We start from the raw sequence: 24,345 nt of genomic DNA, 5'->3' as shown, positions 1-24,345 counted from the left end.
TTTGGTTTAGCTAAAACTAGCAATTTTTTTTATACGGTGTTGGCCTTAGTTATTTCTTTTTTAAATTCCTGTATTTTGTCGTAATCCTCTATTTCTAATAGGTTCAAAAGCTGTAACCAATCAATAATACCTTGTCTGTGGTAGTGCGTTAATACTTCTTTAAAATGTTTGAGCCTTTCCGATTCAGTTTGTAAAAAATTGCAATTTATTTTTTCTCCATTTTTAAGAACTAAAAATAATTCATTGTCAAGTCCATTAGATAGGTGTGGTGCAAATTCGATGAGATAATTAACAAACATCCCTCGAATGTCATAGGCGTGTACAAAATCCAATTTAGCAATTTCGGAAATATTATAAACTGCATCATTCAATTGTATTTGTTCTTGTTGGAAGATTAATTTACCATTATACTTGCCAATTTCTCTTTCGTATCGAAAAAAGGTGCTTATTAGTAATCCGATTATATAAACAAGCCAAAAAATTAATATGATAGTATCCCAACCATCAAAATAAAAATCAAAAGAATGCTTTAAATAATAGATTAGAAAAATTAAAATTGTCCAAGAAATGGCAATAATGTTTTCCGGAGAAATATAGATTCCTTTTTTCTTTTCAAATATTTTTAGACTTCTTGGGGTCATTTGTTAATTAAGGCCAACGTGTTTGTGTATGGCTCGTTGCGGAAAATCAGCTATGATTTTCCGCCGTAACCGAAAGATAGCAAATTGCAATGAATTCCGATTAGGAATTCAGCCGCAATGAGCTATACACGTTGTTGTAATGCGTTTTTTATTATTCAAAATAGCTAATTTTTCTTGTCCAAATAAATAGCTTCTTTCCATTCACGCTTTTAGTTTGTTTAATCCAATTATTTTTTTCGTCAAATTCGTGTTCAAAGTCAACTTCAGTTCGCCTTCCTTTTTCTGTGTACACCAGCTTTATTGGTAAATCGTGGAAATCGTATGAGTATTCCAAAGTTCGATTATTATCAGGATATTTTGGGTTGCTCACAGATTCCTTTACTTTTCTTCCATTTTCATCATATTCATATTTTCTGTAGTAGTTGAGCGAGTCGTTTTTATCATAGGAAAGAATTTCAATTAGTAAACTATTGTCATATTTTCTAATTTCTTTTCCACTGTAGTAGAATTTATTACTTACGTCATTATACTGTGCATAAAAATGAGTTTTTATGATTCTATCTTTTTCATCATAAAAAAACTCTTTGCTTACGTAGTCTGTTCCGTCTTTGGTTCTTTTTTGTTTTCTTCCTCTTCTTGTTTTTACCCAAATAAAAGGTGAGTGATTTATTACTTTAGTTTTTCTACCTTTTTCATCATACTCATAAAGAGTTCCATAATCAGCTCCATATTCGTCGTAGTTTTTAATCTCAATTAGATTTCCAATCGAATCATAATGTTTTTCTGTCCTTCTAATTTCTTTTGGATAATCAGAGTTAAAGTATTCAAAATCTGAAACTAAACCCTTTTCGTTGTATTTATATTTTTCTGTAGAGTAACTACTATCAGTACTAATGGTTTTAACAAAAATTAGATTATTTTTTATGTCATAAGTATAACTTGAATTGGACTCTTGATACGAAATGTATTTACGATTTTTGATTTTGCCAAAGCTATTATATTCGTATTCGTTATAATTTACAGTATCTTGATTTTTATAAAACCAAACTTCTTTCAGAAGTCTATCATTTTTATCAAATTCTTTGTAATAATTTACATAATGAACCCAATAGGTGTCATACCACCAGCTTTTAAAACGACTTTTGGTAAATTCAGCACTCGAAAATCCATAATGACCATAGTCGCCCTCTGTACTAAATAGTTTTCTGTTTTGAATACTGTCACTAACAAACTCAAGTTTTTCTCTTATGGATTTTACTTTTCCATAAATAGTATCTTTTTCTTGAGCAATTGAAAATGAAAAGAAGAATAGCAGAATTACAATTAGGTTGGTGTTATACATACTTTTTTTTCGCTAATCTATTTGGTTTGATTTCAGTTCAAAAGTCAAAATGAGTTAATGATTTCTTTTAGTTAGTAATTCGGTTAGTTGTTTTAGGGAAATGCATTACAACGATCTCGGCTATGAGTAGTTGCGTGGTTTAGCACTTAACTTTGCAAGTACACACCAAACTGAAAATCCGCGAGGATTTTCAGAAGTAGGCGAGAACAAGCAATTACTTATAGCCATTGTTGCCAACTGGTTTTATTTATTCAGTTTTATTTTCTTTTTATTTTCGTAACGAAACTCATACAATTCCTTTAATTCAGTCGCAATTTTTTCTTTCCATTCCTCAATTTTTTCTTCATTTTGTCCACCTTCAGTTTCCTTTATCAATTGTAAACGACTTTCTGAAAATTCAGTCATAATTTCGTTGTTGATTTGGTTTATTATATCAAACCCTTTTGCAATTTTTTTCTTGTTCTCCAGAGCTCGTTTTCTAAACTTTCTTGCGTGAATTTCGGCTATGTCAAATTGCATTTGTTGAAAGTCAATTTGCTTTTGAATTTGAGCAATTTTTGTTGTGTCAATCCACGATGCATTTCCAAGAAATATGTTTTCTATTTTTTGATTTAAATTCCGTTTCATAAAGTCGAATCCACCAATTGCGTGCGAAATCATAAATTGACTGTAAACAATATCATTATTGTCATCACTGATTTTTATCTTAAAATCATCAATCGTTAATTTCTGTTCAGCGCTCCAGCGTTTTTGTCCTTCTTGTAGGTTTTGTCCAAATGTTTGGGTTAATGAACCAATCATCAAAATCAGTCCGATTATTATTCTATTCATATCGTTTTTTCAACTTGTTGGCAACGTTAGCGTATAAATTTCAGTTGCGGAAAATCGGTACGATTTTCCGATTGAAACTGAAAGATAGAAAATTGCAATGAATTTCCGTAGGAAATTCAGCCGCAATTGAATTTATACATTGTTGGCAATAGTTTTTTTTATTCGATTTAAATCCGATGTTAGTTTACTCCAAGGTTCTGTATTCAGACGTAGCTTTTTGTTTACAACACCATTTTCTCCATTATATTTTATAATCACATTGTGAGAATTAAATAAAAAGTCAGAGTTGTATAGTATTTCATTCAGTTGAGATTTCGAAATCTTAATTTCTTCTTTTTGTGTTACAATTGAGTAAGTCTCGAAGATGTAAAATCCGTCACTTATCTTAATGTCAGTCAATAATTTTGTGCTGTAAACTATTCCGATAAAGAAAATAAAGGCGACCATTCCAATTTGAATGATATCAGAATCTACAAAAAAGTAAATTCCGACCAACCAAATGATTCCAATTATACATTGAACTAATTTTTGATTTCTATATCTTTTTATCAATGTTATTTTGTTTTTTAATTGTTGCCAACGGTCTCGGCTATGATTTCGTTGCGGAAAAATCCGCAGGATTCTTTCCGCCGTAGCCGAAAGATAGCAAATATGCGTTGAATTCCGATTAGGAATTCAACCGCAATGAATTATAGCCATTGTTGTGCATAGTTTTTATATATTTTCGTCTGTCAGTTTTATGTTCTTATTTTTTTTATTCAATTTTTCTTGTTCTAACTTGTCTAATTCAGATGCTAATGAATATCCAATGTTAATTCCAAAATTTGAAAGCTCAGGACTCGCATAATAAATTTGAACAATTTTATTGTCTTTTCTAAAACGATATAAAGGTTGAAATTCTTTTGTTAGCTCTCTAATAGATTTTCTATTGTCCTTATCTATTTTATCAATAGCAACTTCCAATAGAGCACTTGTCATAGATGTATTAACTTTTTGGTAGTTACCATATTTTTTCGAAAAGATATTTAACAATTGATTAAGCTTTGTCTTGTTATTTATAATTTCTTTTTTCAGTTCGTTAACTGACAATACTTTTTTCGGTTGATTACTGTCGATTCCGAGTGTTATAAACTTTAGTTCTTGATTTTCGAAATAGAATGAGTTTGGATAAGACAAATCTGCTTTAAATTCTGAATCTTTATTTGCAATAACAAAAACGCTACGTTTATTTTGAGTGTTAGTTGAGTTGTCGAAATATTGTTCTTTAGTAATTATTCCTTTCTCAATATTGTTCTGATGAATTTTTTCGACTTCCCACTTATTCATTCCTTTATAAAATTCCAAGAAAAGATTTAAACTATCTTTAAATTCTCGGACACTATTTTCTGTACTAACTTTTTTAGATTCTAAATCTATTGAATTATTTTTCACATTCTCATTACAAGAATTAAAAATGATTAATGCAAAAAGGCATTTTATTAAGTAATTTCTTTTCATTTGTAAATATTCTGAATCGTTTCGGAAATTATGCACAACGGTCTCGTATAACCGTCAGTTACGGGATTAAAGATAATGTTTTTCGGTTAAGAACTGACGTTAGCAATTCCGAGTGGATTCGGACGTAGTCGAATCCGCCGTAATTGCGGTTATACATTGTTGTAACACGTATTTACTCATTTTTTCGTTTTGAATTTCCAATAGTTTTATAAATTCCTTTGGCTCCAAAATAACTGATGGAAATTCCAAAAACTAATACAATGTATTTGTTAATGATTAATTGATTAAATGCAATAAAGATTGAAATATATAATCCAATAATCAAAAATATTCCAAAAATAACGAGTAACTTCTTCGGGTCAGTAATTTGCATATTATAGGTTTATCTTACTCTTAATTTCATTAAACGGTGTAAAAATATAATCAGATGGCATTCCGATAATATTTTCTCTAATTAACTTTCCACTTCTAAAAACTTTATAATTTTGGATGTCAATTACGATTGAATCTCCTTTTTTTACAGAACCTATGGAATTAAATACTAAATCAGCTTTTCCATTTTTTATAACTCCTAAATAACGTTTAAGTTCATTTCTTTTATCATACTCATTTATATTCGAGTAATTCAAATCTATTGTTATGACTCCGTAATCGTGTCCATATCTCAATTTTTCAACAGCTTCAATTTTTCCATTTAATTTAAGTCCGATTGATTTATAGTATTCCACATCGTTTTTAGTTTTATTAAGTCCAACAAATACAAGGATAATAAATAAGATGAAAGGAATTCCAAGTACAAATAATATTTTTTGATAGTTTTTTTTCATATGTGTTACAACGTGTTTGTGTATGGTTAGTTGCGTGTTTAAGCAACTAATTTAGTAAACAAAAACGAACGCGAGAAAATTCCGAAGGAATTTTCCAAATAAACAACGACCAAAGCAATTAATTATACACGGTGTTAGCACAAGTTATTATCCGTCAATTGTCATATGTTCAGGTTTCATTCCAATAAAGTCAATTGAAACATAATGTCTCATTGGTTTTGAATCATATGTTATAGACCATTCAGTTTTCTCATTTTTTATTTTTCCGATTGAGATTCCGTCAAATTCAAATTCGGAATCAAAATTTTCGATTCCAGAATCTTCTATATTATCTTCTAATTCTTTTCTTAAAAACGGAAGAATTATGTTTTCCTTAATTTCAGAATATTCATTATCCAATTTTTTAAAAAACTCTTTCTGTTCAATCGTTGGTCCGTTTTCGTCCGCATCTATATTAATTCCAATTTCTTTTCCTTGGAATTTCACTTCTCCATCATAAAAGTTTTTTGAAGAATCTTTAAACGTTGTATATCCTAATTCTCCAAATAAGTCATCTACAAACTTTGGTTTTTTCTTAAAGATGTCAAATATTCCCATAGTTGGTTTTCTAATTTGTGCTAACGGTCTCGTATAACCGTCAGTTACGGGTTAAATTAGCGTTTATTTTCGGTTTAGCACTGACGTTAGCAATTCCGAGTGGATTCGGACGTAGTCGAATCCGCCGTAATTGCGGTTATACATTGTTGTACGCAGGTTTTTATTTTTTCGATTCTCTGTATTTATATTTTCCATTCTTAAAAACTAAAAAGTGAGACATATTCAAAATATCTCTATTTCCTTTAATCTCTGTAATTAAATACCATTTTTCGTTGTCAGAAACCGTTAGAGGATTATTCCAATCAACTTCAATGAATTTAGGTTGTTGTTTTTGAACTTCGGTTATGTTTAATTCAGCCTCAATATTGTCAGCCCATTCTATTGTATCATTGTAATAATCTTTGCAACTAACAATAACTACAATTAAGAAGAAAAAGATAAAATTCTTAAGGATACTAAATTTCATTCCAATCTATTATTTTTTATCAATAAGTCCATTTCCGATTGATATTTTTCACGCCAGTTTTTTCCGTTTCTTTTATTCAGATACTTTTCAATTTCTGCGTTATAAGCTTGAATTCCGCGAATAGTTGGTCCAGTTTGACTACAGCTTGTATAATGTTCGTGAAATCCATACTCTTCTTTCAGTCCAATACACGGAACTCCGCAAGGATGCAAAGGTGGTTCAGTTGTTACAATTCTTGCAGAATTTCTCCAACCGTCAATCTTTGCAGTCAAATAATTAAATCGGTTAAAAAGTCCAAATTGCCAGAATAAAATTCCAACAATTAAGATTCCAATTCCGATTGTTATTTTCTTTTTACGTTTCATTGGTCAACTTGCGTACAACGTTAGCGTATAAATTTCAGTTGCGGAAAATCGGTACGATTTTCCGATTGAAACTGAAAGATAGAAAATTGCAATGAATTTCCGTAGGAAATTCAGCCGCAATTGAATTTATACATTGTTAGCAAATCGGCTTTTTTCAGTTTATCCATTGTTCAGTCAGCTTAATAAACTCGCTTAACGAATAGGCTAAGAATATTATCAAAATTGATAATTCGTTTTCATATTTTTCTTTTTTTCTCAAAGTCAGTATGAAACATGCAATTGGAATTATCATTAATAATTTCAGTACAGTCGCATAAGGATAGTGATTTAGATTCGAGAAAAACGAAACAAAAGCAAAAAGTCCTATAATCAAATTCAGCCATTTTCTTTTTATTCCACTATAAATTACGAATATCAAGCTCAAAATTCCGAAACTGATAAACGAAATGTTTTTTAGGAGTTCATTTTCGATAAAGTACAGAATAAAACTAACAATTAGTCCAGCTAAAATTCCGGCTAAAAATTTCGGTTTAGCTTTCTTAAAAAGAATAATTCCGATTAAGATTCCAACTCCGATTATAATTTTTGGGTAGATCATTTTCAGCTGTTTGCTAACGTTAGCGTATAAATTTCAGTTGCGGAAAATCGGTTACGATTTTCCGATTGAGACTGAAAAGATAGAAAATTGCAATGAATTTCCGTAGGAAATTCAGCCGCAATTGAATTTATACATTGTTGTGCATAGGTTTTATTTCGTTTTGATATAATATATTTCAGTAAACTGTCCGTTGTATAATCCTAAATGACCAGTTTTTCCGCTTTTATAAAGTCCGATTATCTCAACTTTCTTTCCATTCATTCTTTTCCACACACTATCTAATTCCGTTGCTGGTTTGAAAGAGTTTAGCCATATTTTATCAGATTCGGCATAAATTCCTTTATTTTCCAAATCAAGATGCAATTCGCCAGATATTTTCAGAGTATCATTATTAAATTCAGTCGAGTTTTTGAAAACACTACTAATTTCAGTCAGATGTATTTTTTGAGATAATTCCGCATTTCCGTATTCCGTTTTCTCTGTGTTGCACGAAAACAATAGTCCGATAAATAATAATATTTTAAATTTTCTCACGATTTTTCCAACTTATGCACAACGGTCTCGTATAACCGTCAGTTACGGGATTAAAGATAATGATTTTCGGTTAAGAACTGGCGTTAGCAATTGCGAGTGGATTCGGACGCAGTCGAATCCGCCGTAATTGCGGTTATACATTGTTACCCAACGTTTTTATTTCCATTTTGTTCTTAATTCAGTTCCTATGGGAAATTTTTGTGGTGTGAAATCGTACATATAAGTTGTTCCATAACTTTTGTTTGTCAAAACTGAATCTATCTCAATAAAAAACTCTCCATCTTGCGTTTCTAAAGTCAGCCTATTGTTAATTCGGTCATTTTCTCCTTTGTCTAATTCTATTTTCCACGAAATATTTTCTTTATCATTTGGGTCAATAACTTTCTTAATGTTTATTATTTTGGCTGAAATGGGTTCTTTTAAAAAGTAACTCTGCCATTTTTCTGGTATTTGGCTTAAATCGAATTCTGATGTAATTGAATCTTTTGATTTATGCACTAAATACATTCCGCTCATTTCAGGTTCAAATCCTGAATTGAGATAGTTCGCAAACCTTATATAATCATTTTCTTTGTCAATACTCCAACCGAAATCATAGAAATCTGAAAAAAGGTATTTTCTGTTTTCCCAATTTATAACTTGAAATTCAGTTTTGATTTTCAGCGAGTCGACTCCGTATTTTGTTTTTGTAATTGTAGGCTTTAATACAATGTCTTCTGGATATTCGAAAAACTCTACTCTTTCTGGAATCAATGTCAGATTCATACTGTCCATTTTATAAGTGCCAAAAACTTTTTTCCTTTCTCCACCACCAAAGCAGCTAAACAAATAATGTTCATTTATAAATCGACCATCACTTAATAAATCAAGACGTAAACCATTATTAAATCCGTTATAAGAATATCTTAAAGTGTCAATATTTTGTAAAACAGGTTTTGCGTTATTCGATTCGGTTTTATTATTCGAACAACTAAATATTAAAAACAATATTAAAATATTAACGTATTTCAAGGTTTATTCAAATGTTGGGTAACGGTTTTGGCTATGATACGTTGCGGAAAAATCCGCAGGATTCTTTCCGCTGTAGCCGAAAGATAGTAAATTTGCGTTGAATTCCGATAAGGAATTCAACAGCAATGAATTATAGCCATTGTTAGGCACAGTTATTTTAATTCAAATATTTTTTCTCCAATTTCCTTTTCGGTCAATTTAGTCGCCAAGTAAGTTACCTTAAATTCCTCTGTCTCGATAGAGAATTTTAGATAAGGTCTTTTGGCAAGCTTATAATATTCATTCAGATAGAAATCATTGTGGTCAGAATATAATTCAGGATTGATTTTCGGACTTTCTGAACTATAGCAATAATTCAAAGTCACATTTTGATTGTATTTACTTATCGATTTGAATTCGTAGCACTCACAATCTAAATTCATTATTTTTTGATTTTTCGTTTTCCCTTTGCTCAATAATTTAAGAGAGTTTTCTCTGGTGTCTAAAGAGTCAATTTGAGTACTGTTTTTGTTAGTAAAATAGAGTTTAGCTTTTTTCGCGAAATAATATTGTGAATCAGCTCCAAACTCAGCACTATTCAGATGAATTCTACGAAAGTTTCCGTTTGCAGAGTAATACATTAGTAAACTGTCACCATATTTGTCATTCAATTGTTTTTGAAATCCGTCTGGTGCTAATTTAGTGGTTGTAATTTCGGTTGAGAACTTTATAATTCCCTCAAAGTTGTTTTGTCCCTTTGAACTACAACTTGTTAAAATCAAAATGGCTAATATTATTAATCTGGTCATTTTTCTAATTGTGCCTAACGGTTTCGTATAACCGTCAGTTGCGGGTTTATATGCGTTAATTTTCGGTTTAGCACTGACTTTAGCAATTCCGAGTGGATTCGGACGCAGTCGAATCCGCCGTAATTGCGGTTATACATTGTTGTAGCACGTTATTTTATTCGGCTTTTTATTTCGTTCAATAGTTTATTTTGTTCAAGATTTTTTTCAAATTCCGCTTCTTGGTCAAATACATTGTCCTTTCCAAAAAAGAGCTGACTCTCGTGATAATAAAATAATGCCCAATTCAGACTTCCGTCAAATATTGTCAAGTCAGTATCCCAAAACATTCCTTCCCAATATTTGATTACCATTTTCCAAGTCAACATTATTGCTTGTCCAGAATTGTCGGATTCCACAAAAACATACTTATCAAATGGAATTCCGAGATTGTAGAGCCATTTTTTTATTTCCGAATCACAGTCCATTGTAATTTGAAACTTCTTTTCGGTTTTGAAATATCCTTTCGTAAATGGACTCCAATCAGTTCCAGTTGAGTAAGCTAACATTTTAGAAGAATTCAGATATTCTTTTACAATTTCAGTTCCTTTTTTATTCAGAAAATGAATTTGGTCTTTATGTTCTTTAGAAATTCTTTCAGCTTCTTCTGGTGACCAAAGAAAAGACCAACTTTTTGGAAAGTCAGTTTTATATTCCGCTAAATTTTCTTCTAAAACGTTCATTTTTTTAATGTGCTACAACGGTTTTGGCTATGATACGTTGCGGAAAAATCCGCAGGATTCTTTCCGCCATAGCCGAAAGATAGCAAATTGCAATGAAATTCCGACAGGAATTTCAGCCGCAATGAATTATAGCCGTTGTTGTACATAGTTATTTTTTAATCAGATAATTTAATCTCCAGCTTTTCATGACGCTATCTACTCCATTTTCATTCAGTTCTAATGTCTCTCTTGGGTCAGTGTTATAAAAAGTTCTTCCTGTTCGAGTCAAAATAGAATCATTAACTATTTTACAGTAAATATTTAATTGTCTTATTCTTCCATTAGATTCTTTTATCCGAAATGCGTCCATTTCTTCGTCCAATATGAATTTTTCATTTTCCGATGGAATTACATTTTTCCAAGCGTGAAGTATTTGATTTTCTTTGGGTTTTTCTCTGCACGATTCCCATCTATTTCCGAAAAATTCACCGTGTCTATTTTCTGCTGTCATATACTCATCGATAATAGGAACATTTAAAGATTTTCTCAATTCGTTAGCTTTGATTCCGTAATTCAGATTTTCTATCTTTTTTCTATTGTCAAAGTAGTCGTACGTCAAGTAAATTCCGAAAATCAGAAGTACAATTTTAAAGAAATGTTTTTTCAGATTAAGGTTTTTCATAATTATGTACAACGGTCTCGTATAACCGTCAGTTACGGGATTAAAGTTAATAATTTTCGGTTAAGCACTGACGTTAGCAATTCCGAGTGGATTCGGACGTAGTCGAATCCGCCGTAATTGCGGTTATACATTGTTGCCAGTAGTTTTTTATTCATAGTCAACCATTTTTATTTCTTCACAATTTATGTGTGTCGAAACAGTTTTGGATTCCACTTGATTAAATTCCATTATCTTTTTCCAAATTCCGTTGTCGTTTCTGTAAAGTCCTGTAAATCCATTTCCGTTACAACGTCTTTTTTTAAATACAGAAAGTATTGCATACTTTTTATTTTCTGAAAATATTGGTTTAGAAAAATGAAAATAGACAGTCTCTTCCGGATTTTTTTTATCATCTATTTCCCAACTTTCAATAAATTCCGCATATAGTTTTTTATTTCTCCAAATTCTGTTTTTACTCCACAACCATTTCTTTTTTAGTATTAAGGTATATGGCTCTTTATTTTCGATTAGACTATCATATTTTTTTTGGTCAATGTTGTATTTGACAAATTTTATTTTTTTCGTTTTTGGTGGTGACAAAATGTGATTGTAATTATATTCGTCAGAAACTAATTTTGCTTCATTCAGATTATAATTTTTCCAGTTAACAGTTTCATTCTTTGGTTGTGTATTGATAAAGTTTTCTGGAAAGTCCTTGTCAACCATTTTTAATTCTCGAATTTGATAATTTTGTAATGAATCATCTATTTTTTCTTGTTCAAGACTTTTAGGTACTAAAAAATAGTATTCAAAATTTTCAGGGACTTCGGTTTTAGTAACTTGATTAATCAAATTCTCTATATCTGACTTTTGTCCGAATAAATTCAGAGTCAAAAAGATTGATATGAGCAATAATGTTTGTTTCATTCAAATTACTGGCAACGGTCTCGTATAACCGTCAGTTAAGGGATTAAAGATAATGATTTTCGGTTAAGAACTGACGTTAGCAATTCCGAGTGGATTCGGACGCAGTCGAATCCGCCGTAATTGCGGTTATACATTGTTGTACGCAGTTTTTATTTTATTTAAACTCTCCATTTGACATTCAAATCCCTTAAATGAATGTTCTAAATTTTGAGCATATTTGTCGGAAACCCAATCTTTGTACAAATCCAAATATTTTTCCATTTCATTTGTTCCGTTAAGTTGGTCAGTCCATTTTAGTGCGGACATAGCGTCTCTTTGGTCAAAATGTAAATGTTTTTGTGTCAAATAATAATCAAGATATTTTTTTAAATATTCAATTCCATTTTTTGTGTTGAAAGAAGCTAAAGTCAAACAATATCCTGTTCCAGCATAACAAACTTGACTTTTTAAAAGATGAATTCCGATTATATCCTCAACTTCTTTTAAATCCATTATTGTCGAGAAATACGCTCCGACAATTCGTGTTCTCCAATTAAAATCGCCGAGTAAGTTCTTAACAACATCAGTGTTCAAATCGTCTTTTATTGGCTTAAGTTTCTCTATAAATTCATTCGTATTATTTATCTGAAACATATAGAAAGGAACGCACCACTTTTTTATAAAATCAGGTTCGAGTTTTGTTCCGTTCGAGTAATGCACCAATTCCTCAAATGAACTTTTGTGTCTTACTGTTGCCCCAGCAGAATGTAATTCGATTTGTCTTTTTGTGTTTTCGTTCATTTTCGGTTCGGGCAAATTGCGTACAACGGTTTTGTGTATGGCTCGTTGCGGGAAATCCGCAAGGATTTTCCGCCGTAACCGAAAGATAGCAAATTGCAATGAATTCCGATTAGGAATTCAGCCGCAATGAGCTATACACGTTGTTGTAGCACGTTTTTATTTCATAATTTATTTAGTTTTCTATAGTAAAAAAATCCAATTAGGCTGACTATAACTTGAGATGGAATAAATACTTTCCATAAAAAATCATCCATCATATTCAGTTGAGTTCCTATTAGACTTATAATTCCGATTATAGCCACAGAAGAAAAGAATGTTATTCCAATTTTCTGCGGATATTTCAAAGACAGAAATTGAGTCAGATTACTGATTAAGTAGATAGGAATGTAAAATATTCCACCAATGACAAGTAAAACAAAACCCTTTCCCCAAAATCCGCTACTAAAGAACATTTCTATTGTTCCAAACATAATGAAAGTCAAATATCCAATTACTACGCTCAATAAATAAACTCTTTTAATTTTCATTTAGACTTTTCAAATATTTTCTAAACTTCAACATTTTTATTCCTGGGAAAACCATAAACACGATTCCGAAAACACATCCAAATAGACTAATTGTTTGCGGTGTTGGTCTTTTACTTCCTAATCTGTGGAATAAAATAGACACAATAAAAATTATAAGTCCTATTACAAATGGTGTTAATAAATTCCGCCAAGATTCTTTAATATTTTCTTCTGTCATTTCAGTTTTCTCAAATGTACTACAACGGTCTCGTATAACCGTCAGTTACGGGTTAATATGTGTTAATTTTCGGTTTAGTACTGACGTTAGCAATTCCGAGTGGATTCGGACGTAGTCGAATCCGCCGTAATTGCGGTTATACATTGTTGGCTGTAGTTTTTTAATATGTTCGGATAACTTCGTCATAGTTTCTGCACCAATTAATAATTTCTCCCTTTTCATTAAATTCTATATGGTATGTTTCATATAAGTATTCATTTGTAATATGAATATTGACAAAAATCCGTTCTTTTCCGTTTATTTCGATATTCGGTGGTGTAATTTTTAATCTTGGATAATTTCCTTCTCCGCGTTTTTTGATTTTAAATTTCTTTTTGTCCAAATTCGAGAAGTCAAGTTCAAATCTATCAGAGTCAATTTTTAGTTGCGTTTCCAGATAGGATTCCAATTCTTTAAATACACTCTTACTTTTCCAACTTATTCCTAAACAAAGCGGATTGTAAAATTCACTTCTCGATGGATGAAAATTCATAACATAAGGATAGACTTTTACTTTCTTCTTTTGAGGAAAGGAATCAATAATTGTCGATTGATAAAAGTCGAATGCAATTTGTTCATAAAATGGAAATATAGTCTGCGAGAATCCAATTCCGCAATTGAGTAAGAAAGTCAGAAGTATTGTTTTTTTCAAATCTCTCTATTTAAAATTCTATTCCAATTTAATTCAGTTAGTTTTTGTGAAAAAGGTTTAATGAGTAAACACTAATTTTCGTTTAGTTAACGGACTTTTAAATTACAGCCAACGTTAGCGTATAAATTTCAGTTGCGGAAAATCGGTACGATTTTCCGATTGAAACTGAAAGATAGAAAATTGCAATGAATTTCCGCAGGAAATTCAGCCGCAATTGAATTTATACGATGTTGGTTGCAGTTATATTTCAGTTTTAAGAGATTCACTCAGAGTTTTGTTTTGCGTTTCGCTATTCAATTCCACGTTTTGATTCCGTAATTTTTGGAATTCGATAGAGTAGAAGTGATTAATTCACGTTTTTAATTCCGCACGAGTGAATTTCTACGCACTTTTCCGTTTTAAATTTTAATTCAGCGCAACGTTTCGGTTTCGAGTATTAAATTCAGTTTCCGTTTGAGTGAGTTTCCACACAAAGTTCCGCTGTTTTCAAAGTTCGGAATTCGAATAATTTTCACGTTTAGTTTTTAATTCCGCTATTGCAACCAACGGTTTTGGCTATGATACGTTGCGGAAAATTCCGCAGGATTCTTTCCGCCATAGCCGAAAGATAGTAAATTGCAATGAAATTCCGAGAGGAATTTCAGCCGCAATGGATTATAGCCGTTGTTAGCTACTGTGCTTTTTACGTGTTATGGTTTATTTTTACTATCAATTTTCTATTCGGACAAAGTATGTAAAAGTCAATATTTCCAACTCCATAACGATGCATATAATATTCATACGCATAGTAATTCCCATTTTCATACAGTAAGTCCTCTAATTCAAATTCCAAATCATCAAGAGTGCTATGAGCAAATTCCAAAAACTTCTTCTCTTGCTTGTCAAATGGTGTTTTTTTCCAAAATTCAGGTTCCCAATGATTCCTTAATTCCGTTTTTGGATGTTTGGTAAAGAATTCTTCTTTCGGATTTTTAAAATATTCCGCAGTTTGGTCGTCAATTTTGTAAATCCAAATTGAATATCCATCTCCATTAAAATCTCTTTCCGTTTCGTATTCGTAAATCAAGTCGCCTTCATTAAATTCAAATCCAGTCAATTCGATATTGTAATTCCTTTCTTCAGCTTTTTCTATTGGATTCCAAAATAGATTTGAACCTGGCAATATTTTCCAGAAAAATCCTGGAATCAATATCAGAATTAAGAGTATTACTGAAAGTCGATAGAATTTCGGTTTGTTTTTTGCCTTAAGTGCTTTGAACATATTCCACGCCAAAACAGGATAAATCAGAACTATAATTAAGGTTAAAAACAGAAATAATAATATCATCTATGAAGTTTGTTTCGGCATTGTAGCTAACGTGTTTGTGTATGATTTCGTTACGGGAAAATCCAGCGGATTTTTCCGATTAAGAACGAAAGATAGCAAAAATGCTTGGAATTTCCGCGAGGAAATTCCGCCGTAATGAATTATACACGTTGTTGTAGCAAGTTATTTTTCTTTTAACTTTTCTATTTTCCGAATTTCTCTTTCGCTATTAAATTTCAGAAGCCAATCTTTAGGAATATAACTTTGGAAAAATTCCCATTTGTCAGATTTCAAATCTGCTTTTTTGAGTTTTTTCAGAATCATATTCAGATGGTCAATATTCCAAGACCAAAATTCTATATTTCTTATTTCCGTTTTTAGCCAAAAATCAAATTCTTTCATTTCGTCCCAATTTAGTTCAGCTCGGAAGGTGCAATTCAGACATACAAGATTCCATTTTTTTTCAAAATCAGAAATATCCATAAAATGCTCAATTCCGTCGGGAACATTTTGATTAGTAGCAATTATTCTAGATTCGCATTTGTCACATTTAAGTTCAATTATTTTCGGATAATGCTTGTGAGCATATCTTGCATGAGTTTTTCCTCCATTTTCGATTGAACTGTTCATTCTTTTAATTTGCTACAACGTTCTCGTATAACCGTCAGTTACGGGATTAAAGTTAATGATTTTCGGTAAAGCACTGACGTTAGCAATTCCGAGTGGATTCGGACGCAGTCGAATCCGCCGTAATTGCGGTTATACATTGTTGTACGCTGGCTTTATTTTTTATAATTTAATATCTCTTTTTTCAATTTACGATAACCATTCCAATCACAACTACTATCACTTACTGAAAATCCACTTTTATTATTTAAACTAAAAACATAAAGGTCAGAAGTTGTACATCCTCCCATATTGTTTTTCATTTGTTTTACTTTTTTTTCAAATTCAATTAGATATTCTAGCGATTTTGAGTCTAGTTTTTTTCTTTTAACTAACTTTTCAGAAATATATAACTCTGCTATAAATTTATTTTTTTCATAATAGAATTCCATTTGTTCTTTGTCAAAATGGAAGCAACCTGATGAAGTATATTCGATAATGAGTTTATCTTGATTCTTTAATTCCGAAAACAAAGTTTTTTCGTTAGTTTCTTGAAATGTATCAACACAAATTGAAATTGGATTTCCACTTTTTAAAATTTCCACTTTTTGATTGACTATTTGTCCAAAAATATTGGTGAATTTTAAAGTGTAAAAACCTTCTTTCAATCCTTTAATTTTAAATTCTCCAAATCTGGTTTTTACGTTTTCAACAATCACGCTATCATTTTGTAAAACACTTAAATATCGTTCTCGACTATCTGTTCTGTCAGTTTCACAATATTTCTGAATTCCTTTTACGTTGAATGTTTGAGAATTTGCCGAAATTCCAATTAAAAAAAATAAGATTATTGTTAAGTTCTTCATCTTTTAGCTTGCGTACAACGGTCTCGTATAACCGTCAGTTTACGGGTTAAAGTACGCAAATTTTTCGGTTTAGCACAGACGTTAGCAATTCCGAGTGGATTCGGACGTAGTCGAATCCGCCGTAATTGCGGTTATACATTGTTGTGCTTAGTGTTTTATTCCTCATAGTTATCGAGTTTCCAACTTTTATTCGGTCGGATTTTTTTCCAATCCCAATATTTGGAATAAAGTTCATCGTGAAGAATTTCAGCGTTTTCAGCTATTTCTTCTGTTTTATCTACAAAACTTATTTCAGTCCATTTTCCGATATTTTCATCAGGGTCAGAAGTTCCATCAATGATATTCAGTAATTCAAATAAAACTCCTGCTGAGCTGTCCGCTAATATTTTTCGTAAAGCACTTTCTAAATTCGGGTCATTTTTAAGTTTTCCGAGAGATGATTTTTCGGTTTCAGTCAGTCCTCCATTTGGTGGATAAGTCAGAAAATCAGTTGAATTTCCGTTTGTCAATTCGTTTGCGACATATTCGGCATTTTCCTCAATCTTTTGTTGAAGAAATATCATTAATGTATTCAGATTATGGTCAGATAGTTTCATTTTCTCACATTAAGCACAACGTTAGCGTATAAATTTCAGTTGCGGAAAATCGGTACGATTTTCCGTTGAAGCTGAAAGATAGTTAAATTGGAATGAATTTCCGCAGGAAATTCAGCCGCAATTGAATTTATACATTGTTACCTGCTGGCTTTTCAATCAGTTTTCTCCAATTCCAAAATTTATAATGACCTTCTCTTTCATCTACTTTATATTGTGTTTTACACTTTAAACATTGTACGTTATAATAATCAATCCACTTTTCTTCAATTCGCTCAACACTTAATATTTTTATATTTCCTTTTTCAACTTCATTGTTCGGGTTAAACATTTCATAACGAATTTCCCTATCTACGATGTCATTTGTTAATTTAAATTTTTTAGTATATAGTGAGCAAGAGCATTCTTTTCTGTCTTTGTAAAACTCAAGTATTGTTATTGCAAAATCTATAAATCTTTGATTTGGCGCAAAAGCACCACCCATTTTCAAATCAGATGTGTTTTCCTTTATAAACTGGAAATAACTAATAATAGGTTTTATTTTTTCAAAGTCTTGACTATTATTGATTATTTCACAAGCAGATTTCCAAACTTTATGTGTATCTCGCGAAGTTATATTTTCAATTATTTCATCCGTAGTCATTTTTTTCTTTTCGTATTGTTTTTCAGCTTGCAGGTAACGTTAGCGTATAAATTTCAGTTGCGGAAAATCGGTACGATTTTCCGATTGAGCTGAAAGATAGAAAATTGCGGCTGAATTTCCGTAGGAAATTCAGCCGCAATTGAATTTATACATTGTTGTGCATAGGTTTTATTTCGTTTTGATATAATATATTTCAGTAAACTGTCCGTTGTATAATCCTAAATGACCAGTTTTTCCGCTTTTATAAAGTCCGATTAGCTCAACTTTCTTTCCATTCATTCTTTTCCATACACTATCTAATTCCGTTGCTGGTTTGAAAGAGTTTAGCCATATTTTATCAGATTCGGCATAAATTCCTTTATTTTCCAAATCAAGATGCAATTCGCCAGATATTTTCAGAGTATCTTTATTAAATTCAGTCGAGTTTTTGAAAACACTACTAATTTCAGTCAGATGTATTTTTTGAGATAATACCGCATTTACGTATTCCGTTTTCTCTGTGTTGCACGAAAACAATACTCCGATAAATAATAATATTTTAAATTTTCTCACGATTTTTCCAACTTATGCACAACGGTCTCGTATAACAGTCAGTTACGGATTTAAAGTTACTGTTTTTCGGTTTAGCACAGACGTTAGCAATTCCGAGTGGATTCGGACGTAGTCGAATCCGCCGTAATTGCGGTTATACATTGTTGTGTGCAGTTTTTTATATTCCATTTCTACTTTTCCAATTACTCATTGTTGTCGGATGTTCATTGTCAATAGGATAATTCCGATTTACAAAGTCCAACTGTTTTGGTGTTAGTAAGACGAACATTCCATCATTTCCGCAACTTATTGGATAAAACTGCTCGTCCGAATTTTGTCTTCTTAATTCAGCATTCAACATTTCTATAAAATTCACATAGGCAATTCCCCAATCCAAATCAGAAAATTGTCCGTCAAACGCTGTGTATTCATTTCCGTTCAGTTCAATTGTGTGTTTCCAACTATTTTGGTCTTGTTCGCTTTTTTCGTTTGCGAATTCTAATTCAAGTCCAAGTTTTTCAAAAGTCGGTTTTAGTTGGGTTAAATATTCTGTTAATCCACCAATCTCAAAAAGTTCCTCACAATCTATCCATTGATAGCGATTATCCATAAAATTCAGAGTTTCTCCACGCATTGGTCCCTGAAAGAAATGTAAGTCCGAATACGCTTTTTGAAAGTCGGCTTTGACTGTATCCAATTCAGATTCGCTGGTCAAATTGAAATAACCCAATTTTTCTAATTCAGTCACGATTTCTTTTCCGCTTAATTTTTCTTGAATTACTTTTTCAGGATTTGGGTTTTTGATTTTAGAAACCGCATTATCCTTTTTGGAATTACACGCCAAAAAAGTGGAAAAAATTATGATTAAAAAAATATGTTTCATTGGTTTGGTCAAATTGCACACAACGGTCTCGTATAACCGTCAGTTACGGGATTAAAGGTAATGTTTTTCGGTTTAGAACTGGCGTTAGCAATTCCGAGTGGATTCGGACGTAGTCGAATCCGCCGTAATTGCGGTTATACATTGTTACCCAACGTTTTTTATTCCACGTTTTTCTAATTCCGCCTCAAATTCGAGTCTTTTCTTTTTCGTAAATCTTCTTCCTTTATTGAATTTTGCAATTTTTTCATCCTCAATTAATTCTGCGATTACAAACTCAATTTCGGAATTGCTTAATTCATTCGGTTCTTTAAAATGTAAATCAGCTCCAAATTCAGACGTTTCGTATTTCTCGTTCTCTATTTCATTAATTCGCTCAATCGGAATCTCAATATTTACTTCAGTCAGTTCAAAATTCGTTTTAGGTAATTCCGACTTTCCAATAATTTGTAAATACTCACTTAAAATCCGTTTTTCCACCAAGATTTTTCCGCCACCAAATTTGTGTCGGTCAAACATATCTTTTTTAACTCCAGAAATCCAATATTCATTTCCAGATTCAATATCCATAAAATTACCTTGAATTCTCGCACTTCCAATTCTCTGAAAAGCTTTTCCATCAAAATAGATTGTCTTTCCGCTTTTTGAAAATGAAACAAGTCCAATCCACGCTGGACCATTTCCAGAAAATCCGCTTTTAAGTTCTAAATATTTTATTTCAGTTCGCATTTTTCTCAAATGTTGGGTAACGGTCTCGTATAACCGTCAGTTACGGATTTAAAGTTAATGATTTTCGGTTAAGAACTGGCGTTAGCAATTCCGAGTGGATTCGGACGTAGTCGAATCCGCCGTAATTGCGTTTATACATTGTTGTGCGTTCGTTTTTTTATTCGGTTAACAATTTCAAATCCCAAATATTCTTTCAGTTTCGGGAATTTGTATCTATAATATTCATTCCAATAGCTTATCATTCTACTTTCGGTCTGTTGCCAATATTTAGGGTTTTCGGCTCTAAATTCAGCGTAATAATCCAAAGTGTTTTCGTTTATTTTTTTGTCAATTATTGGAAGCAATTCATAAACGTATTCACCGATTAATTGGATTATAAATGGAACAGTCCATTTTTCTGAACTATCAGATATTAAATTCAGTCGTTTTTCTCTTAAATATCCATTGTGATGACGCAAATAGATACAGTTTAAAATGTCTTTTTGTTTGTCAGTCAAAGACTTTTCCAAATCTGGATTTGGTTCGTTAAAGTAAAGCCTGTAAGGAATTATTAGAGTTTCTTTATCAAAAACAATTTTCAATTCCGATTCGTGAATCAGATTGTCAACTTTGTGAGTTTGTCCATCACATAATTTGACTTGATTATTTTCAAACGGCAAGATTTTTAAAACTTCATTCAAATCCGAATGCAATTCTTTCGGAAACGAATTTTTTAATCTTTCCTGATATTCAGATTTAATATTTCGTTTAAATATCTTTAGCATTTCGGTTTTCTCAAATGACGCACAACGGTTTTGGCTATGATACGTTGCGGAAAAATCCGCAGGATTCTTTCCGCCGTAGCCGAAAGATAGTAAATTGCAATGAAATTCCGAAAGGAATTTCAGCCGCAATGGATTATAGCCTATGTTGTAGCTAGTTTTTCTTCTTTTATAATTTCTTCAATTTTATATACAAGCAATAAGCTCAATATTATTACTGTTTTTATCGAGTTTTCATTCCAGAAATGATAAATAATTATTCCAAAGATTACTGGACTTATATAATTCAATATTTTACTTAATATCCGTAACCAAAATTTAATGGATTCAGGTAAAATTGAGTTTAGTTTTTTTGTAAAGGAATTGAAGAATATTTTCATTAAATGAGCTGTTAATATCACTAATCCAATTACAAACGCTACAATGACAACAACTCTTTCGCTTCCATTTTCCACAATAGCTTTGAATATGAACTTTACACATAAAAAAATGATTCCAATGAGTAAAATTGGTCTTATCCACTTTTTCCAAATAGAAATTAATGTATTCCAAACTTTTATAAAAAATTCTCTTCTATTCATTCAGTTAATTGGCTACAACGTTTTTGGCTATGATTTGTTGCGGAAAAATCCGCAGGATTCTTTCCGTCATAGCTGAAAGATAGTAAATTGCAATGAAATTCCGATAGGAATTTCAGCCGCAATGGATTATAGCCGTTGTTGTACATAGTTATTTTTTAATCAAGTAATTTAAATTCCAACTTTTCGCAACACTATCAATTTCCATTTCGGTTAGATTTATTTTATTTTTATTTTCAGAGTCAAAGTAGAATAATTTTCCGCTTCTCTTTGAAACTGAATCACCAATAACTTCACTAATAATATTAAACTGCATTATTTGGCCATCAGAGTTCAGTTTTCTATAAGCATCGAATTCGTGCTCTAAAATCAATTCTTCTGATTCAGAAGGCGTTACATTTTTCCAAACGTGAAGTATTTCATTTCGCTTTGGTTTTTCTCTCCAGGATTCCCATCTGTAACCATTATCAGAAGTCATTGATTCATCTATTATCGGGATTCTCAAGGATTTTCTTAGTTCATTAGAATTTATTCCAAAATTAAAATTATCAATTTCCCTTTGAGTACTGAAATAATCGTAAACCCAATAAATTCCATAAATCAATAGAAAAATTAAGAACAAATTCTTTTTTATCAGATTTAGCATTTTCATAATTATGTACAACGTTAGCGTATAAATTTCAGTTGCGGAAAATCGATACGATTTTCCGATTTAGACTGAAAGATAGAAAATTGCAATGAATTTCCGTAGGAAATTCAGTCGCAATTGAATTTATACATTGTTGTGCAACGTTTTAATATCTTTTTTAATTTTTTCAATCCAATTCTTGTCACTCGGTTCAATAATTATCGCTCTAAAATTATGTCGTTCAGCCTCTATTCCGACACCATTCGAATCATCAATGTGAATGTCAAAATCAAAAGCTGGTGGATATTTTGATGAGTTTATATTCCGCATTTTTAATTCACGCTGATTTTCTGTTTGGTTTACGATTCGGTCAACCGTTATTCCGTAATATTTTAAAGTCCGTCTTATTTTTCTTTTTGTCCGAAATGATGTTGTGTAAACATTTATTTTATTTCCCTCTTTTTTCAATTCCGTTATCAATTCAGCAGTTCCTTTACGCATTTCTTCAATTCCAAAAAATTTTGCAATTCCGCTGCGTTTTTCGGTTTCAAATTCCTTTCCATTTGGAATTAATGTACTATCAAGGTCAAAACTAATGTTCATTGTCAAATGTTGCACAACGTTAGCGTATAAATTTCAGTTGCGGAAAATCGGTACGATTTTCCGATTTAGACTGAAAGATAAATAATTGTAATGAATTTCCGCAGGAAATTCAGCCGCAATTGAATTTATACATTGTTGTGCATAGTATTTTGTTAAAATTTTGGCTCAGCTCTTTTTTCAATTAAATGGGCATTTCTTGTTACTTTGTCATTAATTGATAAATTATGAACAGCTAAAATTAATTGTATATTAGGGTCTTTTAGATCAAACGAGTCATTATCATTTAGGATTTCTTGATATTGTAAATCCAAACGATTAAAGTCTCCAGAAGCTTTAATTCTTTCAGCGTATCTTGCGATTCTTGGGTTAGTTTTTCCTAAATCAGTTAGATAATTTTGGTATTTACCAAATGCATTTGCACAAATACTTTTAGCCTTTGTTTTACTAGGATAATAAGTCGTTTCACAGTACATCCAAATTTCTTTAAATATTGATTGAGGAATTTGTTCGCAAAGTGTTTTTTGTTTTTCAAAATTTAACTTAGCCCAAAATCCTTCTCCATTTGTTTGTAAAGAGTCGTGATTAGTTTGGCGATAACATTTTTTAAAATCAATATTTTTACAAGTTTCTGCTTTGAAAAATTCGGTTATTTTATTTAGTTCTTTGATTTGTTCATTACTAAAATTAGCATTCAGTTCTGCATTTGAGTATTGAGTTTTACAGGAAGAAAGAACTAATAAAATCAGAATTAAAATAATATTTAATATTGTTTTTTCCATATTATGCACAACGTTCTAGTATAACCGTCAGTTACGGGTTAAAGTACGCAAATTTTTCGGTTTAGCACTGACATTAGCAATTCCGAGTGGATTCGGACGTAGTCGAATCCGCCGTAATTGCGGTTATACATTGTTAGGTGCTGGCTTTATTATGTTTTTTTAAGTTTTTCGAGTAAATCATTTTTAAATTTTTCATCTGTTTTTTTTTCCATAAAATATTTCTTGTCGTATCGTTGTTTCTGTTCGTGTTTCCCTGCTGACAGGAAATTAAGTTTTGAAATAGCCATATACTGAACAAGTCTGCTTTTATCACTTAGGTAACTGAACAACATTTCAATACTCTCTTTATTTTTTAGGTCAACTATTTGGTCGAAATGAGCTTCTCGCATAGTGTCTGACGAGTGTTCCTTTAGTTGGCTTAATAGTTTTGGATAAATGTCATCTCCGTTAATCCGCCATATTGCTTGTCCGATTACTAAAAGCCAACTTAAATTCGTATTAGTATTTAATTGGTCATATAAAATTGGCAGAGCTTGTTTATCCTTTAAAATTCCTGCAGCTTTGAAAAGGTGAGATTGTCTCAGTTTTAGATTTTGGCGAATGAGTCTTTTAGCAATCTCTTTTTCATTTTCAGACATTGAGTTAAAGAAGTATGTATCTACTTCATTTCTTGAAAGTCCATAAGCATTGATAAAGTGGTTTTTATAGAAGTCCTTAAACGCTTTAGATAGAGAATCTGAGTTTGGGTCAATATCAATGAAGTATTCAGAAACCTTCGGTGTAGTCTTCTCAACAGTTTCAGCCTTTTTTCCAAATATATTTTTCAGTATTCCCATTTCTATAT

General features: G+C 31.4%; 31 protein-coding genes. All 31 read right to left on the bottom strand.

Annotation, left to right across the window (positions count from 1 at the left end; all coding sequences use genetic code 11):
* Positions 1–29: 29 nt before the first annotated feature.
* The 31 genes from INR78_RS01360 to INR78_RS01210 all read right to left on the bottom strand — a co-directional run bounded on the left by INR78_RS01360 (position 30) and on the right by INR78_RS01210 (position 24,337).
* A complete protein-coding gene (locus tag INR78_RS01360) occupies positions 30–641 on the bottom strand; it encodes a hypothetical protein (protein WP_223077162.1) in 612 nt (203 codons plus the stop codon).
* Between the two features lie 151 nt (positions 642–792).
* On the bottom strand, positions 793–1,983 hold the full coding sequence (locus tag INR78_RS01355; RefSeq protein ID WP_223077161.1) for a hypothetical protein: 1,191 nt from the start codon (positions 1,981–1,983) through the stop codon (positions 793–795).
* A gap of 243 nt (positions 1,984–2,226) precedes the next feature.
* Positions 2,227–2,814: a hypothetical protein gene (locus INR78_RS01350; protein ID WP_223077160.1), complete on the bottom strand. Its 588-nt coding sequence runs from the start codon at positions 2,812–2,814 to the stop codon at positions 2,227–2,229.
* Between the two features lie 132 nt (positions 2,815–2,946).
* Entirely contained in the window at positions 2,947–3,366 is a 420-nt protein-coding gene (locus INR78_RS01345) for a hypothetical protein (RefSeq protein WP_223077159.1), read from the bottom strand.
* A gap of 162 nt (positions 3,367–3,528) precedes the next feature.
* Complete coding sequence (locus tag INR78_RS01340) at positions 3,529–4,311, bottom strand: hypothetical protein (protein WP_223077158.1); 783 nt, start codon at positions 4,309–4,311, stop codon at positions 3,529–3,531.
* A gap of 374 nt (positions 4,312–4,685) precedes the next feature.
* Positions 4,686–5,138, bottom strand: coding sequence for a hypothetical protein (locus INR78_RS01335; RefSeq protein ID WP_223077157.1), 453 nt, complete (start codon positions 5,136–5,138; stop codon positions 4,686–4,688).
* 147 nt (positions 5,139–5,285) lie between these two features.
* Positions 5,286–5,735 carry a hypothetical protein gene (locus tag INR78_RS01330; protein ID WP_223077156.1) on the bottom strand — a complete coding sequence of 150 codons (450 nt, stop codon included), beginning with the start codon at positions 5,733–5,735 and terminating at the stop codon, positions 5,286–5,288.
* Positions 5,736–5,895: 160 nt separating this feature from the next.
* Positions 5,896–6,201, bottom strand: coding sequence for a hypothetical protein (locus INR78_RS01325; protein WP_223077155.1), 306 nt, complete (start codon positions 6,199–6,201; stop codon positions 5,896–5,898).
* On the bottom strand, positions 6,198–6,473 hold the full coding sequence (locus tag INR78_RS01320; protein ID WP_223077154.1) for a hypothetical protein: 276 nt from the start codon (positions 6,471–6,473) through the stop codon (positions 6,198–6,200). The genes INR78_RS01325 and INR78_RS01320 overlap by 4 nt, the downstream gene beginning before the upstream one ends.
* A gap of 841 nt (positions 6,474–7,314) precedes the next feature.
* Complete coding sequence (locus tag INR78_RS01315; RefSeq protein WP_223077153.1) at positions 7,315–7,698, bottom strand: hypothetical protein; 384 nt, start codon at positions 7,696–7,698, stop codon at positions 7,315–7,317.
* A 156-nt stretch (positions 7,699–7,854) separates the two neighbouring features.
* Positions 7,855–8,709 carry a hypothetical protein gene (locus tag INR78_RS01310; protein WP_223077152.1) on the bottom strand — a complete coding sequence of 285 codons (855 nt, stop codon included), beginning with the start codon at positions 8,707–8,709 and terminating at the stop codon, positions 7,855–7,857.
* 152 nt (positions 8,710–8,861) lie between these two features.
* Complete coding sequence (locus INR78_RS01305) at positions 8,862–9,497, bottom strand: hypothetical protein (RefSeq protein ID WP_223077151.1); 636 nt, start codon at positions 9,495–9,497, stop codon at positions 8,862–8,864.
* A gap of 149 nt (positions 9,498–9,646) precedes the next feature.
* Positions 9,647–10,216 carry a hypothetical protein gene (locus INR78_RS01300; RefSeq protein ID WP_223077150.1) on the bottom strand — a complete coding sequence of 190 codons (570 nt, stop codon included), beginning with the start codon at positions 10,214–10,216 and terminating at the stop codon, positions 9,647–9,649.
* Between the two features lie 148 nt (positions 10,217–10,364).
* Entirely contained in the window at positions 10,365–10,877 is a 513-nt protein-coding gene (locus tag INR78_RS01295; protein WP_223077149.1) for a hypothetical protein, read from the bottom strand.
* Between the two features lie 147 nt (positions 10,878–11,024).
* Positions 11,025–11,783, bottom strand: a complete 759-nt coding sequence (locus INR78_RS01290) for a hypothetical protein (RefSeq protein ID WP_223077148.1) — start codon at positions 11,781–11,783, stop codon at positions 11,025–11,027.
* 126 nt (positions 11,784–11,909) lie between these two features.
* Entirely contained in the window at positions 11,910–12,563 is a 654-nt protein-coding gene (locus INR78_RS01285; RefSeq protein ID WP_223077147.1) for a DUF6000 family protein, read from the bottom strand.
* Positions 12,564–13,467: 904 nt separating this feature from the next.
* A complete protein-coding gene (locus INR78_RS01280) occupies positions 13,468–13,998 on the bottom strand; it encodes a hypothetical protein (protein WP_223077146.1) in 531 nt (176 codons plus the stop codon).
* Positions 13,999–14,680: 682 nt separating this feature from the next.
* Entirely contained in the window at positions 14,681–15,325 is a 645-nt protein-coding gene (locus INR78_RS01275; protein WP_027880564.1) for a hypothetical protein, read from the bottom strand.
* 162 nt (positions 15,326–15,487) lie between these two features.
* Positions 15,488–15,934, bottom strand: coding sequence for a hypothetical protein (locus INR78_RS01270; protein ID WP_223077145.1), 447 nt, complete (start codon positions 15,932–15,934; stop codon positions 15,488–15,490).
* Between the two features lie 152 nt (positions 15,935–16,086).
* A complete protein-coding gene (locus INR78_RS01265; protein ID WP_223077144.1) occupies positions 16,087–16,776 on the bottom strand; it encodes a hypothetical protein in 690 nt (229 codons plus the stop codon).
* Between the two features lie 155 nt (positions 16,777–16,931).
* A complete protein-coding gene (locus tag INR78_RS01260) occupies positions 16,932–17,372 on the bottom strand; it encodes a hypothetical protein (RefSeq protein ID WP_223077085.1) in 441 nt (146 codons plus the stop codon).
* A 127-nt stretch (positions 17,373–17,499) separates the two neighbouring features.
* The gene (locus INR78_RS01255) at positions 17,500–18,012 is read right to left on the bottom strand and encodes a hypothetical protein (protein ID WP_223077143.1); all 513 of its coding nucleotides are present in this window, start codon (positions 18,010–18,012) and stop codon (positions 17,500–17,502) included.
* 168 nt (positions 18,013–18,180) lie between these two features.
* On the bottom strand, positions 18,181–18,564 hold the full coding sequence (locus tag INR78_RS01250; protein WP_223077142.1) for a hypothetical protein: 384 nt from the start codon (positions 18,562–18,564) through the stop codon (positions 18,181–18,183).
* A gap of 157 nt (positions 18,565–18,721) precedes the next feature.
* Positions 18,722–19,426 (bottom strand): hypothetical protein, encoded by a 705-nt coding sequence (locus tag INR78_RS01245; RefSeq protein ID WP_223077141.1) that lies wholly within the window; start codon positions 19,424–19,426, stop codon positions 18,722–18,724.
* A 144-nt stretch (positions 19,427–19,570) separates the two neighbouring features.
* Positions 19,571–20,152, bottom strand: a complete 582-nt coding sequence (locus INR78_RS01240) for a hypothetical protein (RefSeq protein WP_223077140.1) — start codon at positions 20,150–20,152, stop codon at positions 19,571–19,573.
* A 131-nt stretch (positions 20,153–20,283) separates the two neighbouring features.
* Positions 20,284–20,916 carry a hypothetical protein gene (locus INR78_RS01235; RefSeq protein ID WP_223077139.1) on the bottom strand — a complete coding sequence of 211 codons (633 nt, stop codon included), beginning with the start codon at positions 20,914–20,916 and terminating at the stop codon, positions 20,284–20,286.
* 140 nt (positions 20,917–21,056) lie between these two features.
* Positions 21,057–21,494: a hypothetical protein gene (locus INR78_RS01230; RefSeq protein WP_223077138.1), complete on the bottom strand. Its 438-nt coding sequence runs from the start codon at positions 21,492–21,494 to the stop codon at positions 21,057–21,059.
* 148 nt (positions 21,495–21,642) lie between these two features.
* Positions 21,643–22,143 (bottom strand): hypothetical protein, encoded by a 501-nt coding sequence (locus INR78_RS01225; protein ID WP_223077137.1) that lies wholly within the window; start codon positions 22,141–22,143, stop codon positions 21,643–21,645.
* A 120-nt stretch (positions 22,144–22,263) separates the two neighbouring features.
* Positions 22,264–22,722 carry an HAD family hydrolase gene (locus tag INR78_RS01220; protein WP_223077136.1) on the bottom strand — a complete coding sequence of 153 codons (459 nt, stop codon included), beginning with the start codon at positions 22,720–22,722 and terminating at the stop codon, positions 22,264–22,266.
* A 152-nt stretch (positions 22,723–22,874) separates the two neighbouring features.
* Positions 22,875–23,501 (bottom strand): hypothetical protein, encoded by a 627-nt coding sequence (locus INR78_RS01215; RefSeq protein ID WP_223077135.1) that lies wholly within the window; start codon positions 23,499–23,501, stop codon positions 22,875–22,877.
* 149 nt (positions 23,502–23,650) lie between these two features.
* Positions 23,651–24,337 (bottom strand): HEAT repeat domain-containing protein, encoded by a 687-nt coding sequence (locus INR78_RS01210; protein ID WP_223077134.1) that lies wholly within the window; start codon positions 24,335–24,337, stop codon positions 23,651–23,653.
* Positions 24,338–24,345: the final 8 nt, after the last annotated feature.

It is taken from the genome of Mesoflavibacter sp. SCSIO 43206 (assembly GCF_019904215.1).
GTDB lineage: Bacteria > Bacteroidota > Bacteroidia > Flavobacteriales > Flavobacteriaceae > Mesoflavibacter > Mesoflavibacter zeaxanthinifaciens.
Note: the sequence above shows the minus strand (reverse complement) of the source record. Positions and strands in the feature narration are given on the sequence as shown.